This is a genomic window from Anaerophaga thermohalophila DSM 12881 (assembly GCF_000191885.1).
GTDB classification, from domain to species: Bacteria; Bacteroidota; Bacteroidia; order Bacteroidales; family Marinilabiliaceae; genus Anaerophaga; species Anaerophaga thermohalophila.
On sequence record NZ_AEWI01000209.1, the window covers coordinates 17,886 to 33,185 of the forward strand.

Sequence of the window (15,300 nt, forward strand, 5' to 3'; positions counted from 1 at the left end):
ATAAAGATGGTACAAGTTTAATAGAAATTTATGATTTTTTTCTGAAGTGCTTCATTATATAATTCTTTCTCCAGACTGTTTATAAATTCTGCCCGCTTTTTATTCAGAAGAATAGCACGTATGCGTTCCTCCACGTAGCTAAGAGGCGCAGTATTTCCAATGGTCATAAAATCTGTTATCACTAAAAAATATCTGTATTTATCGTCTGCCTTTTCGTAATAGCGGTTATATTGCAAAAACTGTTCCTCATTTCGAACAGGTTCCGGCAAGCTCGCATTTATCCGCTGAAAAGGGGTCCACTTATCCAGAAAAGCATGATACATTCTTGCATGCTGCGCACTGTATCGATCCAACTGAACCAAATCTTCAGAATCGGCCGACCTGCACCAGCGACGCACTTCTGAAATATTGGGGGCATCGAGTGGCAGCTTTAAAAACAAACCGCGAATAATATTTTCCTGAAGCGTGAAGTTATCCTGCATTTCATTATAATACTTCTCTATCTCTTCGTTGCTCAATAACGGAGAATATTTCTGTTCCAGCATTTTCTGCTGATAAATGTTGACAAGCAGGGAAGTGCGGTATTCGTCCAAAAGCTGGCTCACATCTTTCTCTTCTTCGGTAAGATTGGACTCTGCCTGCCTGAGAAAGAGTTTATTCCTCACCCAACGGTTCACATAATCGTCGGCCAAAGCTGCACTGTCTTCATGATTTACGTCATCGGGAAGTACCTTTTTAAGATCATTGGTTGTCAATACCTCCTCCCCAACTCTTACAACAGGAGTGGCATCTTCTTTATTTTCAATATTCTCACATGCAGCTGCAAAACCTGCTAACAGCAAAAGAACAGCGACTTGTTTTAATGAATATATCTTCATCAATAGACCATATTTTTAAAAGAAACGAGCATGGCGCTTTGATTCCTCCTCCGGCTCCGCCGCTTTGTTTACAAAGAAATCTGCCACATAAGAACATGTACAAAAAGTTGCGGGTTCCATTAGACCAATAATTTAGACTAAATTTTAAATGAATTAAGATTCCTGCATGGAAGCCCCACAAATAATTGGTGTCCGCCAACAAAGCCGGACGAGTATCTTTCTAATCCTATGTATGCTCAGAAAGTGTCATTTACAAGGCTTGCAAAGTTGTAAAATACAACCATACATACAAAAATAATGGTTTGTTTGTTCTGTTACAAACCTTCTCTAAAATCTTATACGGTGAAATCAAAAAAACAACCCGGGCAACGGATTGTGTTGTCCGGGTTTGCTGGATTATTTCAGAACAATTTTTATCTCGAATAATTGGGTGCTTCTCGCGTTATGGTCACATCGTGCGGATGACTTTCCATGACGCCGGCATTGGTAATGCGGGTAAATTTGGCGCCATGAAGCGCCTCGATATTGCCGGCACCACAATAGCCCATACCTGCACGCAATCCTCCAATAAGCTGGTAAATAACCTCATACAAAGTCCCTTTATACGGTACACGTGCAGAAATTCCTTCGGGAACTAACTTTTTAATATCGTCTTCCACATCCTGAAAGTAACGATCTTTAGAACCTTGCTGCATCGCTTCAATAGAGCCCATTCCACGGTAAGTTTTAAATTTCCGGCCATTATAAATAATGGTTTCTCCGGGCGATTCCTCTACGCCTGCAAATAAAGAACCGGCCATAACAGAATGTGCACCGGCGGCAAGGGCTTTAACAATATCTCCGCTGTATCTGAGCCCTCCGTCAGCAATCAGGGGGACATCGGTATCTTTCAAGGCTTTGTAGACATCATAAATAGCCGACAGCTGAGGAACACCAACTCCGGCAATGACGCGGGTGGTACAAATAGAGCCGGGGCCGATGCCCACCTTCACGCCATCAGCGCCGTTTTTAACCAGATCAATGGCTGCTTCCGCTGTAGCAATATTTCCTACAACGACCTCAAGATCGGGATACCGGCGCTTGATTTCTTTCAAGGTTTGCAAAACGCCCCGCGAATGTCCGTGGGCGGTATCTATCACAATTGCATCAACATTGGCCTTCACAAGAGCATCAATACGCTCAAAGGTATCGAAAGTAACGCCCACGGCTGCAGCCACTCTCAGGCGACCTTTGCTGTCTTTGCAGGCCAAAGGTTTATCTTTTGCTTTGGTAATATCTTTATAGGTCACCAATCCTATCAGTTTGTTGTCCTTATCAACAACCGGCAGCTTTTCAATTTTGTGCCGCTGCAGGATATCAACTGCCTTTTCCAGATCAGTGGTCTGGTTGGTAGTAACCAAATTGTCGGAAGTCATCACCTCCTCAATAGAACGACTGTAATCCATTTCAAAACGCAAATCGCGGTTGGTTACAATGCCAACCAGATAGCCCTTTTCGTCAACTACCGGAATCCCGCCTATTTTATACTCGCTCATAAGTGCCAAAGCATCACCAACCGTACGATCGCGCATTATGGTTATCGGATCGTAGATCATCCCGTTCTCGGCTCTTTTTACTACCTCTACCTGTTTGGCCTGTTCTTCAACAGACATGTTTTTATGAATAACCCCGATGCCTCCTTCTCTGGCAATGGCAATGGCCAGACGTGCTTCGGTAACAGTATCCATTGCAGCCGAAACTATTGGTATATTCAAAACAATGTTACGTGAAAAACGGGTGGATAAATTGACTTCGCGAGGCAACACTTCCGAATAGGCCGGAATCAGAAGCACATCGTCAAAAGTCAAACCATCGGATGTGATTTTGTCTTCGAAAAATGACATGGGCTGATGCTTTTTAGGTATTTACCTGCTACCTTCATGATTTTTCCCGGTGCGAAGCTCAACAACCGGCAAAACAACAATATCCTCTGCAAATTTGAACCGGGAACAGATACATTCACTGTTTCAAATTTCTCAGCTTTTGCTTGTGTTTTTTTGATACTTGAACATCTCTTGACAAAAACTATATGAAGTAAGCAGTTTAAAAATTTTGGCAAAGGTAAGAAATTCTCAGTTTTTTATCTTCAAAAAACAGAAGGAATACTAATTTTGTCTCATGCCTGATCGATATCTGGATATTTTGCGCAGATACTGGGGATTTGACAGTTTTCGTCCTCTCCAGGAAGTTATTATCCGCTCGGTAGGAGAAGGGAACGACACACTTGCCCTGATGCCGACCGGCGGAGGCAAATCCATCACTTTCCAGGTGCCTGCACTGGCTACCGAAGGGCTATGCCTCGTGGTAACCCCGCTTATTGCCTTAATGAAAGACCAGGTAGAAAACCTGAAAAGAAACGGGATAAAAGCCGCAGCCATTCATTCAGGACTCACCTATCGCGAAATAAAAGTGGCTTTTGATAACGCCGTTTTCGGGGGAACTAAATTTCTCTATGTCTCGCCGGAGCGGCTGGCTACAGACCTATTCCTGGAAAAGCTGCCCGATTTAAAAATTAACCTACTGGCTGTTGACGAAGCACATTGCATCTCGCAGTGGGGATACGATTTTCGTCCTTCTTATTTAAAGATCGCAGCCGTTCGCGAGCTTATTCCTGATGTACCGGTTCTGGCTCTTACTGCAACTGCAACGCCAACCGTTGTGGATGATATAATGACGCAGCTGCATTTTAAAAAGAAAAATGTTTTCAGAAAAAGTTTTGCACGGCCAAACCTCGCCTATGTTGTCAGGGCTACCGAAAACAAGGAAGAACAGCTGCTTAGAATTCTTAATTCTGTTGCCGGCAGTGCCATTGTATATGTCAGAAGCCGCAAAAAAACACGTGAATATGCCTCCTTCCTGCAACAACACCAAATTAGTGCTGAACATTTTCATGCCGGACTCACCTATACTTCGAAGGAAGAAAAACAAAACAGGTGGAAGCATAACCAGACCCGCGTTATAGTAGCCACCAATGCGTTTGGAATGGGAATCGACAAACCCGACGTTCGCCTTGTTGTCCACATGGATGCGCCCGACTCCGTCGAAGCCTACTTCCAGGAAGCGGGCCGTGCAGGGCGCGACAACAAAAAGGCCTATGCAGTGCTTCTTTGGAGTGATAACGACAAGATAAAACTCAAAAAACAGGTAGAAACAGCATTCCCTGAGCCTGAAACCATTAAAAGTGTTTACGAAGCTTTGGGCAACTTCTTTCAACTGCCTGTTGGTGCAGGTTTTCAGATGGTTTATGACTTCGATATCGGTAAATTCTGTAGTGCTTTCAATTTTAGTATTCTGACCGTATACAACTCTCTGAAAATTCTTCAGAGAGCCGGATATCTCACATTCACCGAGGAGCTGGACATTCCCTCAAAAGTGATGTTCCTGGTTAAAGGAAATGATCTTTACAAATTTCAGGTAGCCAATGAAGATTTGGACCCTTTTATTAAAATATTATTACGCAATTACACGGGACTTTTCACCGAATATGCTTCCATCAATGAAGCAGACCTGGCCAAAAAGTCAGGCACCACTATTGAAACCGTTTATACCGGTCTTTCCAAACTCAGCAAAATGGGAATCATTCATTATATCCCGCGTCGTAAAACACCTTTGATCAGCTATACCCAGTCCAGAGAAGAGTTAAGGTTTATCAAACTCCCAAAAGAAGTCTATCAAGAACGAAAACAACGATATCTGGATCAGACCGAAGCAGTAATCGACTATGCTTCGTCGACTAATATCTGCCGCAGCAGGTTTCTTCTGAACTATTTCGGCCAGACAAAGTCGGACAATTGCGGTATTTGCGACATTTGTATTTCAAGAAAAAAGACCGGACTGGATGATACCACCTTCAAAAAAATAGAACTGACCGTAAAAGAAAAACTCAATCACCGGATGATGAAGGCTGAAGAACTGGTGGAATCGCTCCCGTACAGCAGGGAAAAAACGTTAAAAGTCCTTCAGTGGCTGGAAGACCATGAAGTGATAGGAGAAGCTGAAACGGGCGAGTTGGAATGGCTGTAGCTTTGTTATTTTTGCATTCGTCAACATTAATCACTACATTATCAATATTTATCACTAATTTTGCACCCGCTATGGAAACAGATTTTGAACATCCGGTATATTCAAGAAATGTCATTGAATTTGTGACGGTTGCAAAGGAATTTTGTGCCTGGCTGGAAAAAACACCGGATTTTCCAAGAAGGGAATTTATTGACACAGGACGTAAAATGTTACCCCTTTTGTATCTGAAAGCATCGGTTTTGCCAAAGACAGAAACCATGCTCAAAGACGACTTCCTGGAAAAATTTGTGTCGGAAGAGGAATATCAGCAAATTCAAAATGCCATTTTATTAAAGATGGGTCCGTACAACGATTATCTGGAAGTTTTTACAGCCGATATGCAACGCAGCGTGGAGCCTTTGACAGCCACCATTTCAGAAAATCTTTCCGATATCTATCAGGATGTAAAAGATTTTTTAATGAGTTACCGGACAGCGGTAACAGAAATAATGAATGATGCACTGATAGAATTGGTAAACAACTTTGAAGAATATTGGGGCCAAAGGCTGGTTAATGTTCTCAGAGCACTTCATGAAGTTGCTTTCAACGGAGAAGACATAGACGAAGAAAATGATGAAGTTGACCCTCTTGAGGACAAAAGAAACACAGAAGACTGGTTGATATCGAAAATGCAAAAAGACTGGCAAAATGACCACGATGACGTTGCTTTGTAATTGATAAATTCCATTTGGCCTTAAAAAATAGATTTTATTCGAATAAATCATCTAAACTGTCCGATCCGCCTGATTACCGGAAAGAAAGATTTTTGATAACATGTAGTTTAACACCAATCGGCTAAAAAACTCAAAATATTGAATGCAAAATAAGATCACTAAAGACGACATAAAGGAATTACCACTAAAACAGTTCGAAGGAACTGTAAATGTAATAGAAGATCCCAAACAGATAACTCATGTTGTGGAGAAACTCCGGAATGAGAGAATTATCGGTTTCGATACCGAAACCAAACCATCATTTAAGAAAGGGGTCTCACACGATGTAGCCCTACTGCAATTAAGCACTGAAGAAGAGGCGTTTCTGTTCAGACTGAACATGACCGGTTTCAACGGAGCTCTGACACAACTTCTTTCGAACCCGGGAATTAAGAAGGTAGGAGTCGGCATTCGGGATGACCTGAGAGGATTGCAGCATCTCAACAACTTCACACCGGAAGGATTTATTGACATTCAGGAACTGGCACCAAAATATGGCATAGAAGTATTGAGCCTGAAGGATCTGGCAGGACTCCTTCTTGGCATCCGCATTTCCAAAAGGCAGAGACTTTCCAACTGGGAGGCCGATTCTTTAAGTGAAGGACAAATATTGTATGCAGCAACTGATGCATGGGTGGCACTAAAAATCTACAATAAAATAAAGAAAATGAAACGCGCATGACAAAAATTGTCATAATAGATCATTAAATTGTTAGATTGTTAGCGAATGTAATAAAACTTATAATATTTCAACAACTAACACTTCAACAATATCAACATTCCTAACAATTTAACAATCCTAACAGCCGTAACAATTTATTAAATGTAAGATGAAACGAGCATGACAAGGTTTGTCACAAAAGGACATGTATAAATCTCAATCATGCGAGTTCCATCAGACCAATAACTTAGACTAATTTTATACTGATGAAACGAGCATGGCAAAGATTTCCACAAAAGAACATGTATAAAACTCTTACATGCGAGTTCCATCAGACCAATAACTTAGACTAATTTTATACTGATGAAACCCGTCGCATCAAAGCCCGTTAAAGCCGACCAAAAAAAGAAAAAAGCTCTTAAATTTTCCAATCATCTACATGGAATTTGCTAAAATCTATCTAAAGCCTGGTAAAGAACAAAGTATCCTGAGATTTCATCCATGGGTATTTTCCGGAGCCATCAACAAAGTGAACCGCGAAATTGAAGAAGGCGAAGTGGTTGAAGTGTATGACCACAAGGAAAACTTTATGGGAATGGGACATTCTCAGACAGGCTCCATTGCCGTAAGAATTTTTTCGTTCCAAAAAGTGGAACCGGATGAAGCTTTCTGGACAAAAAAGATACAACAGGCTTTTGCTTTACGCGAAACCCTGGGCCTTACAAAATCCTCACAAACCAACGCCTGGCGCCTGGTTTACGGTGAAAGTGACGGCATGCCCGGACTCATCATCGATATGTATAACGGAACGGCCGTTCTTCAAATTCATACCGTTGGCATGTATCTGATAAAAGATATGCTGTGCAATGCTTTGGAAAATATTTTTGGGCCGGACCTTAAAGCGATTTACAATAAATCGGAAGGAACCATTCCGTATAAGTCCCGGATTGAACCCGAAAATGGCTTTCTGAGAGGAAAAACCGAAGACAAAACAGCAATGGAAAACGGCCTTCGCTTTTTGGTCGACTTCGAAAAAGGCCAAAAAACCGGTTTTTTTATTGATCAACGTGAAAACAGAACGCTTTTGGAAAAATACAGCAAAAACAGAAATGTATTGAACCTGTTTTGCTACACCGGCGGCTTCTCCTTTTATGCATTGCGCGGAGGCGCTTCGCGTGTACACTCGGTCGACAGCTCCGAAAGAGCCATTGAACTGACCAAACAAAATGTGGAACTAAACTTTCCGGGTGACATAAGACATGAAGCTTTTGCTGAAGATGCCTTCAAATTTCTCGACAAAAGCAAAGATCAATATGACCTGATGATACTTGACCCGCCGGCTTTTGCCAAACACCTGAAGGTTATCCCCAATGCATTGCAGGGATACAGGAAGTTAAATGCCAAAGCCATTGAAAACATCAGACCCGGCGGCATCATTTTTACCTTTTCCTGTTCCCAGGTAATTAACCGTGATGCCTTCAGAAAAGCTGTATTCTCAGCAGCTGCAAAAACAGGACGCAATGTACGCATAATGCACCAAATGGAGCAACCGGCTGATCATCCTGTTAACATTTATCACCCCGAAAGTGAATATCTGAAGGGGCTGGTTCTTTTTGTTGAATAAACTGAATAATAAACATTTTCAAAATCATAAAATACATTGAAGTTTACGGAATTTAATTTTTCGGCTGAAGTCCTGGAAGGATTGGAAGCCATGCGATTTGATGATGCTACCCCTGTTCAGGAAGCAACCATTCCGGCAATCATGAGAGGTAAGGACCTCATTGCCTGTGCACAGACCGGGACAGGGAAAACAGCTGCATATCTGTTACCGATATTGAACCGGCAGGCTGTAAATCAGACACAAGGGCTGAACACGCTTGTTTTAGTACCCACCCGCGAACTGGCCATGCAGATCGACCAACAGATGGAAGGATTTGGTTACTTTCTGAATGTCACCTCCATAGCTGTATACGGTGGCAATGATGCCGGACTATGGAACAGGCAGAAGAATGCTCTTACAACCGGGGCCAATATCATCGTTGCCACTCCCGGCAGATTGATCCAGCACCTGAGCATGGGCTATGTAAAGATGGACACGCTTGAACATCTCATTCTGGATGAAGCTGACAGAATGTTGGACATGGGCTTTTATGAGGACATTATGCAAATTGTCTCCTACCTCCCTAAAAAGCGTCAAACATTGATGTTTTCGGCAACCATGCCGCCCAAAATCAGAAAGCTTGCCCGTGAACTGCTGTCCGACTACGAAGAAGTCAATATTTCTTTATCCAAGCCGGCCGAAGGTATCCTTCAGGCAGCCTACGTTGTCTATGAAAACCAGAAAATTCCTCTGGTCAACAATCTGTTAAAGGGAAAAGACCTGAAAAGCATTCTCATCTTTTCTTCCACGAAACAAAAAGTTAAAGATATTCAGCGGTCATTAAAACAAAACGGGCTTAATGCTCATGCCATACATTCTGACCTTGATCAGAAAGAACGCACCGAAGTAATGCGACAATTCAGGAACCGGAATATCCAAATTCTTGTGGCCACCGACATTATTGCCCGGGGTATCGATGTGGAAGGCATCGACCTGGTTATCAATTTTGATGTTCCCAATGATGCCGAAGATTATGTGCACCGTGTAGGACGAACCGCCCGCGCCTCCTCAACAGGTGTGGCATTGACCTTCATTACCGACAGGGATCAGCGGGATTTCAGAAATATTGAAGAATTAATCGAATCCACCATCATCAAAATGCCCCCTCCAGAAGAAATCGGTCAGGGGCCGGAGTACAATCCCGACAAAAAAGGCGGGAAAAGTTACCAAAAACGAAACTTCAGGAAAAAAGGAAAGAGACATTAAGAATTAATTAAGAATTATCCTACCCGGCCCTGAAGTAACGAAATGCAATGTTGTATCACTATCTAAAACTCTATAATTCATGCAATCCATCCCAAATCTGATAGCTGAACAAACAGGGATTTCTGCTCCCCAAATTCAAAACACACTGGAGCTTCTGGACGAAGGTGCTACCATTCCCTTCATCAGCCGCTACAGGAAGGAACGAACCGGCAGCCTCGACGAAGTAGCCATCGCCGCAATAAAGGAGTCGTACCACAAATTTAAGGAACTCGAAAAACGCAAAGCAACCATTCTGAAAACCATAGAAGAGCAGGATGCTTTGACTTCCGAACTAAAAGAACGTATCGAAAACTGTTACGACAGTACCGAACTTGAAGATATCTACCTTCCATACAAGCCCAAACGAAAAACACGTGCTTCAAAAGCCAAAGAGCTGGGACTTGAACCGCTTGCCAAAATCATTATGAAGCAGGCCGAAAAAGATGTGGAAAACCGTGCTACACAATTTCTCTCTGATGAAGTTCCCAATGTTGAGGCTGCCATTCAGGGTGCCAGAGATATCGTCGCCGAGTGGATCAACGAAAACAAGACCGCCAGAGAGATTGTGCGAAACACCTTTTATCACAAATCTTTAATTACTTCAAAACTCATTAAAGGAAAAGAAGAAGAGGGTGCAAAGTACCGCGACTATTTCGACTGGAGCGAACCACTGAAAAAATGCCCGTCACACCGCTTTCTGGCAATGCAACGAGGCGAAAAAGAAGGTATTCTGAAAATTTCAGCCCAACCCCCACAGGAAGAAATAATTCCCAGGCTGGAACATCTTTTCATCAAAGGAGATACGGCTGCTTCGAAACAAGTGGCTATGGCGATTGAAGATGCTTACAAAAGGTTACTGGCCCCTTCCCTCGAAAACGAAACGCTGGCTACTTTCAAGGATAAAGCGGACGAAGAGGCCATTAAAGTTTTCACAGAAAACCTCAGGCAGCTTCTCCTGGCACCTCCACTGGGTCAAAAACGTGTGCTCGCCATCGATCCCGGCTACAGGACAGGATGCAAAGTGGTTTGTCTGGATGCACAAGGCGAACTGCTGCACAATGAAACCATCTATCCACATCCTCCGCAAAAAGAAACCGGGAAATCGATGAAAAAACTCTCGTCGATGGTTGATGCTTATAATATAGAAGCTATCGCCATTGGTAACGGAACAGCCTCCCGTGAAACAGAAGCATTTGTCAGAAAAATAAAATTCAATCGCGATTTGCAGGTTTTCGTGGTCAGTGAAGACGGCGCCTCGGTATATAGTGCCAGCAAAGCCGCACGTGAAGAATTTCCCGATTTCGACGTCACTGTACGTGGTGCCGTGTCCATTGGAAGGCGCCTGATGGACCCATTGGCAGAACTGGTAAAAATCGATCCCAAATCCATCGGGGTGGGTCAGTACCAGCATGACGTAGACCAAACAAAACTTAAAGAAGCACTTGACAGAACAGTAGAATCGGTGGTTAATATGGTCGGCGTTAACCTTAATACTGCCAGTCATCACCTGCTCACTTACATTTCGGGCCTGGGCCCGGCACTGGCGAAAAGCATAGTAGCCTTTCGCAACGAACACGGCCCTTTCGAAAGTCGCAGTCAACTAAAAAAAGTGCCCCGCCTGGGCGCCAAAGCTTATGAGCAGGCTGCAGGTTTTCTGAGAATCAGCAATGCCAAAAACCCTTTGGACAATACAGCTGTCCACCCGGAATCCTATTCCATCGTTGAGAAAATGGCAAAAGATCTGAAATGTACTATTACGGACCTAATCAAAAACAAACATTTACGTGAACAAATCGATATTCAGAAGTATGTTACAGATACAACCGGACTACCAACATTGAAAGATATCATGGAAGAATTAGAAAAACCGGGGCGTGATCCGCGACAAACCATTAAAGTATTCGAGTTTGCAAAAGACGTTTTTTCTATAGAAGACCTTAAGCCCGGAATGGTTGTTCCGGGAATTGTTACCAACATCACCAATTTCGGCGCCTTTGTGGATGTTGGGGTTAAGCAAGACGGCCTGGTACATATTTCCCAAATGGCCGACAGATATATCTCAAATCCGGCCGATGTGGTAAAACTTCACCAGCATATAGAGGTTAAAGTGCTCGAGGTTGATGTGGCAAGAAAACGAATTCAGTTGTCGATGAAAATATGATTTCCTGCATATTATTAGATTTAGATAAAACACCTTATCCGGGGCTTATAAACTACCCCGATTTTTCGACTGAACTCGTAGGATTGTAGTTATACATCTTCTTTCATCCGTATAAAATTTATTTATTAAGGTCGGATGGAACTCGCATGATTGATTCTATACATCAACTTTTGTGATAAACCTTGTCATGCTCGTTTCATCAGTATAAAATAAGTCTAAGTTATTGGTCTGATGGAACTCGCATAATTGATTTTATACATCAACTTTTGTGACAATCTTTACCATGCTCGTTTCATCTTACACTTAATAAATTGTTACGGCTGTTAGAATTGTTAAAGTTGTTAATATTGTTAATGTGTTAGTTGTTAGAATGTTATAAGTTTTATTACATTAGCTAACAATCCCAACAATCTAACAATTTAACAGCCCTAATAATCTAACAGTCCTAACAGTCCTAACAATTTTATAACAATTTTTGCCATGTTCATATCCTTTATTGTTATTGGTTTATTTGTTGTCGGGATTGTTGCAGGTTCGTTTTTCAGAGGCAATAAAAAATTCATAGCGCTGAACGAAAAGCTTGTCAGTATGGTTGTTTTCGCGCTATTGTTTTTTCTTGGCGTTTCGGTAGGGGCTGATACAAGAGTTATAAACAATATTTCAACGTTAGGCTGGAAAGCAATTGCTCTGAGTGGTGGAGCAATTTCAGGAAGTTTATTACTTTCGGCCATGGTATCTTCGTTTTTCACAAAAGATACAAATAAGGGTGGAAAACCTGACAGGGAAAATGAAAGAGTAATCTCAATAAAATTAATTCTGAATAACCAGAGCATCTGGATATTATTATTTTTTATTATCGGAATAACAGGCGCTTTGAATAAGATAGTGCCGGCATATTGGGGAAACAGTGCCGTATCCACTGCCATCTTATACATTATGATGATACTGGTAGGCGCAGGAATCGGCAGTGACCCCAGAGCACTGGAAATACTAAGAAGTACCAGGTTCCATATTCTGATTGTTCCTGTGGTAGTAATCGTTGGAAGTCTTACGGGAAGCCTGTTGATTTCATTTCTGACACCTGATATTAATGCCACTAACGGAATGGCAATCGGTGCCGGATTCGGATATTATTCATTGTCGGCAATCATAATCGGTAAAATAAGTGGAAATGAAATGGGGGTTATTGCATTACTGGCCAATATCTTCCGCGAAGTTTTTACGCTGGTAGCGGCGCCCTGGCTTGTCAGATGGTTCGGAAAACTCGGCGCCATTGTGTCGGGTGGAGCTACTGCCATGGATACCACTCTGCCGGTAATCATAAAAGCAACAGGAAAAGAGTTTGCAGTCATCAGCATTTTCAGCGGCATCGTGTTATCGATGCTTGTTCCTGTGCTGGTACCATTGCTGTTGGGAAATTAATCACAATTCCTCCCCCCCACGCCTTTTATGACCAGCCTTTACATTGCGGGTAAATTTTTACTACAAAAGGTCACAACAGAAAGCGTTTCAAATTCGTTTTTACGACAAGGCCACCTGCATTTCGAAAACAAACAGGATTTTTATTTATCAGGCCTGTACCTTTTCTTCATTCATTACATCGCTCTCTACAACGCCATCCCGCAAGCGAACTATACGCTCGGCATGCTTAGCAATATCTTCTTCGTGAGTTACAAGTACAATGGTATTTCCCTCGGCATGAATCCGATCGAACAGTCGCATTATATCGACAGAAGTCTTTGAATCGAGATTTCCGGTTGGTTCATCAGCCAGGATTAGAGACGGATGATTTACCAAAGCACGAGCAACGGCCACTCGTTGTCTTTGGCCGCCCGATAATTCATTAGGTTTATGAAGCATACGGTCGGCAAGACCAACATTTCGGAGCGCTTCTTCTCCCCTTTTATATCGTTCTTCCCTGGGAACACCAGCATAAATTAATGGTAAAACAACGTTTTCCAGAGCAGAATAACGAGATAACAAATTAAAGGTTTGAAAAACAAAGCCAATTTCACGATTTCTTATTTCAGCCAATTCATCATCACTCAAGTGGCTAACATCTGTTCCGTTTAAAACATATCGTCCCTTTGACGGCGTATCAAGCGCACCAATTAAATTCATCAATGTAGATTTCCCGGAACCCGAAGGGCCCATAATGGCGACATATTCACCCTTATCAATTGACAGTGTCACGCCATTCAGCGCTTTCACAACCTGAGTTCCAAGATGATAATGCTTGTGAAGGTCTTCTATTAAGATTACATTGCTGTTCATTGGTATAAAATTTATTCATTAAGGTCGAATGGAACTCGCATGCAAGAACTTATACATGTTCTGTTGTGGAAAACGTTATCATGCTCGTTTCATCCGTGTTCTTTATTCTGTTTAACATTTGCTATAAACATATAAGCCCTTCAGGTTCTGGCTCTGGTTCTGTTCACCTCATGTGATATAATTTGATCCCGACGGCGGTCAAATGTTTACAGAACATAATATATACATGAGTATCGGCTCCCGGAGGGTTGAATCATATTAGTTAGATATATACCTCACCTTTTGGTTTAATTCGTGTCTGTTCATATAGTACCATTTGCTGTGTTACGCTTGCCTGACAATGCCCCAATAACATTAAAACCGGACCATATAATGCTGTTTGGTACATTCTTTTCTGAAAAAGACAATACCTATCCTGTAAAAGTCGAGTGAGACTGTGACCTGAGGATGATATGAAATAATATGCCACGCCTCTTCCATCTCTTTATTCCAATGGATATCATCAAACACAAAGATGGTATTATTGTGCACTTTTTTCAGACATGTTTCAAAATACCCTAGTACACTATCCTTGCGGTGATCACCATCAAAGAAGACAAAATCAAGCCGGGGAAGCTGGTCTAAAACCTCTGGTAAAAGTTCTGCAAAAGAACCATTCCATACCCTGATGTTTGAGACTTCAACAATTTCAAATAATTGCTTTGCAATATCAGACAGCCGGGCATTACCTTCAATGGTAATGACACGGGAACGCGAATGGGGCAATGCTAACCAAAGTGTGCTAAGTCCGGTACCCGTGCCCAGTTCTATAATATTGCGCGCGTCAAAATAGTTGATCAATCTGAAAAGTATTTCCCCGAATTTCGGAGGGAGGCTTCCTTCCGAAACCAGTTGTTTTATTTTCTTCTGCTTTTTGTTTGACACAGAAGGCGCCCCAAGTGTATCGGTTTCAACAACTGTGTTGTTTTTTAAAAGCATCCTTCTGGCAGCATCAATTCTTTTAAAAGCATAAAACGGATATTTCTCCCCCACCAATTCTCTAACCAGAAAGAAAACAAAGGGCGAATGAATGCCATATCCCTTGCGATGTCCTGCAAAAAGAAAATATTTCAAGTAAGAACGAATCCTGAAAAAAAGAATACGGGTGTTCAATTTCTAATTTTATCTATTTAACAGATGTTGGTACATATTCTGGAACAAACATTTAAGCCATCATAAAAATGAAACTACAAATATGATTCATTTTTTGAAGCTAAACCAAATGTACGTTACTAAAAATCTTTACTCATTGCATATTGTTTGCCAATGAAACAAGCATGACAAGGTTTGCCTTAATAGATTATCAGATATAAGTAGCCATCAGGCAGAAGTTTAACAGGCAGAAGGCAGAAGTGATAAATTTTATCAGGAAATTTTCAGTCTATTTCGAAAATCAGCCTGATAAGCAACCATCTGGCACTTTAAAACAAATGATTGATATAGAGTTTTTTAGATTTTTTTAAGATGAAACGAGCATGGCAAAGATTGCCTTAATAGGTAATTAGGTAATTAGGTCATTAGGTAATTAGGTCATTAGATCATTAGATTGTTAGATTGTTAGATTG

At 41.8% G+C, this 15,300-nt stretch carries 11 protein-coding genes; 7 read left to right on the forward strand and 4 right to left on the reverse strand.

Going from position 1 to position 15,300, the window contains the following annotated elements; all coding sequences use genetic code 11:
* Window positions 1–17: 17 nt before the first annotated feature.
* A complete protein-coding gene (locus ATH1_RS0118275; protein WP_010425076.1) occupies window positions 18–878 on the reverse strand; it encodes a hypothetical protein in 861 nt (286 codons plus the stop codon).
* Between the two features lie 413 nt (window positions 879–1,291).
* On the reverse strand, window positions 1,292–2,761 hold the full coding sequence (guaB, locus tag ATH1_RS0118285) for an IMP dehydrogenase (RefSeq protein WP_010425079.1): 1,470 nt from the start codon (window positions 2,759–2,761) through the stop codon (window positions 1,292–1,294).
* Window positions 2,762–3,035: 274 nt separating this feature from the next.
* On the opposite strand from guaB, the gene ATH1_RS0118295 reads away from it, so the two are divergent.
* From ATH1_RS0118295 to ATH1_RS0118325, 7 genes are all read left to right on the forward strand, one after another.
* Complete coding sequence (locus ATH1_RS0118295; RefSeq protein WP_010425083.1) at window positions 3,036–4,940, forward strand: RecQ family ATP-dependent DNA helicase; 1,905 nt, start codon at window positions 3,036–3,038, stop codon at window positions 4,938–4,940.
* A 71-nt stretch (window positions 4,941–5,011) separates the two neighbouring features.
* Window positions 5,012–5,653 (forward strand): DUF5063 domain-containing protein, encoded by a 642-nt coding sequence (locus tag ATH1_RS0118300; RefSeq protein WP_010425085.1) that lies wholly within the window; start codon window positions 5,012–5,014, stop codon window positions 5,651–5,653.
* A 142-nt stretch (window positions 5,654–5,795) separates the two neighbouring features.
* Complete coding sequence (locus ATH1_RS0118305; protein WP_010425086.1) at window positions 5,796–6,374, forward strand: 3'-5' exonuclease; 579 nt, start codon at window positions 5,796–5,798, stop codon at window positions 6,372–6,374.
* Window positions 6,375–6,792: 418 nt separating this feature from the next.
* Entirely contained in the window at window positions 6,793–7,977 is a 1,185-nt protein-coding gene (locus tag ATH1_RS0118310) for a class I SAM-dependent rRNA methyltransferase (RefSeq protein ID WP_010425087.1), read from the forward strand.
* Between the two features lie 36 nt (window positions 7,978–8,013).
* Window positions 8,014–9,222 carry a DEAD/DEAH box helicase gene (locus ATH1_RS0118315; RefSeq protein ID WP_010425088.1) on the forward strand — a complete coding sequence of 403 codons (1,209 nt, stop codon included), beginning with the start codon at window positions 8,014–8,016 and terminating at the stop codon, window positions 9,220–9,222.
* Window positions 9,223–9,301: 79 nt separating this feature from the next.
* Window positions 9,302–11,422 (forward strand): Tex family protein, encoded by a 2,121-nt coding sequence (locus tag ATH1_RS0118320; protein WP_010425090.1) that lies wholly within the window; start codon window positions 9,302–9,304, stop codon window positions 11,420–11,422.
* Window positions 11,423–11,902: 480 nt separating this feature from the next.
* Window positions 11,903–12,844, forward strand: coding sequence for a LysO family transporter (locus tag ATH1_RS0118325; RefSeq protein ID WP_010425091.1), 942 nt, complete (start codon window positions 11,903–11,905; stop codon window positions 12,842–12,844).
* 147 nt (window positions 12,845–12,991) lie between these two features.
* Here the strand turns inward: ATH1_RS0118325 and ATH1_RS0118330 are convergent, their stop codons facing one another.
* A complete protein-coding gene (locus tag ATH1_RS0118330; RefSeq protein ID WP_010425093.1) occupies window positions 12,992–13,696 on the reverse strand; it encodes an ABC transporter ATP-binding protein in 705 nt (234 codons plus the stop codon).
* A 354-nt stretch (window positions 13,697–14,050) separates the two neighbouring features.
* Complete coding sequence (locus ATH1_RS0118335; protein WP_010425095.1) at window positions 14,051–14,848, reverse strand: O-methyltransferase; 798 nt, start codon at window positions 14,846–14,848, stop codon at window positions 14,051–14,053.
* Window positions 14,849–15,300 lie beyond the last annotated feature (452 nt).

Coding starts and splice junctions, on each gene's coding strand:
- ATH1_RS0118275 (WP_010425076.1), bottom strand. CDS start 878: ATGAAGATATATTCATTAAAACAAGTCGCTGTTCTTTTGCTGTTAGCA.
- guaB (WP_010425079.1), bottom strand. CDS start 2,761: ATGTCATTTTTCGAAGACAAAATCACATCCGATGGTTTGACTTTTGAC.
- ATH1_RS0118295 (WP_010425083.1), top strand. CDS start 3,036: ATGCCTGATCGATATCTGGATATTTTGCGCAGATACTGGGGATTTGAC.
- ATH1_RS0118300 (WP_010425085.1), top strand. CDS start 5,012: ATGGAAACAGATTTTGAACATCCGGTATATTCAAGAAATGTCATTGAA.
- ATH1_RS0118305 (WP_010425086.1), top strand. CDS start 5,796: ATGCAAAATAAGATCACTAAAGACGACATAAAGGAATTACCACTAAAA.
- ATH1_RS0118310 (WP_010425087.1), top strand. CDS start 6,793: ATGGAATTTGCTAAAATCTATCTAAAGCCTGGTAAAGAACAAAGTATC.
- ATH1_RS0118320 (WP_010425090.1), top strand. CDS start 9,302: ATGCAATCCATCCCAAATCTGATAGCTGAACAAACAGGGATTTCTGCT.
- ATH1_RS0118325 (WP_010425091.1), top strand. CDS start 11,903: ATGTTCATATCCTTTATTGTTATTGGTTTATTTGTTGTCGGGATTGTT.
- ATH1_RS0118330 (WP_010425093.1), bottom strand. CDS start 13,696: ATGAACAGCAATGTAATCTTAATAGAAGACCTTCACAAGCATTATCAT.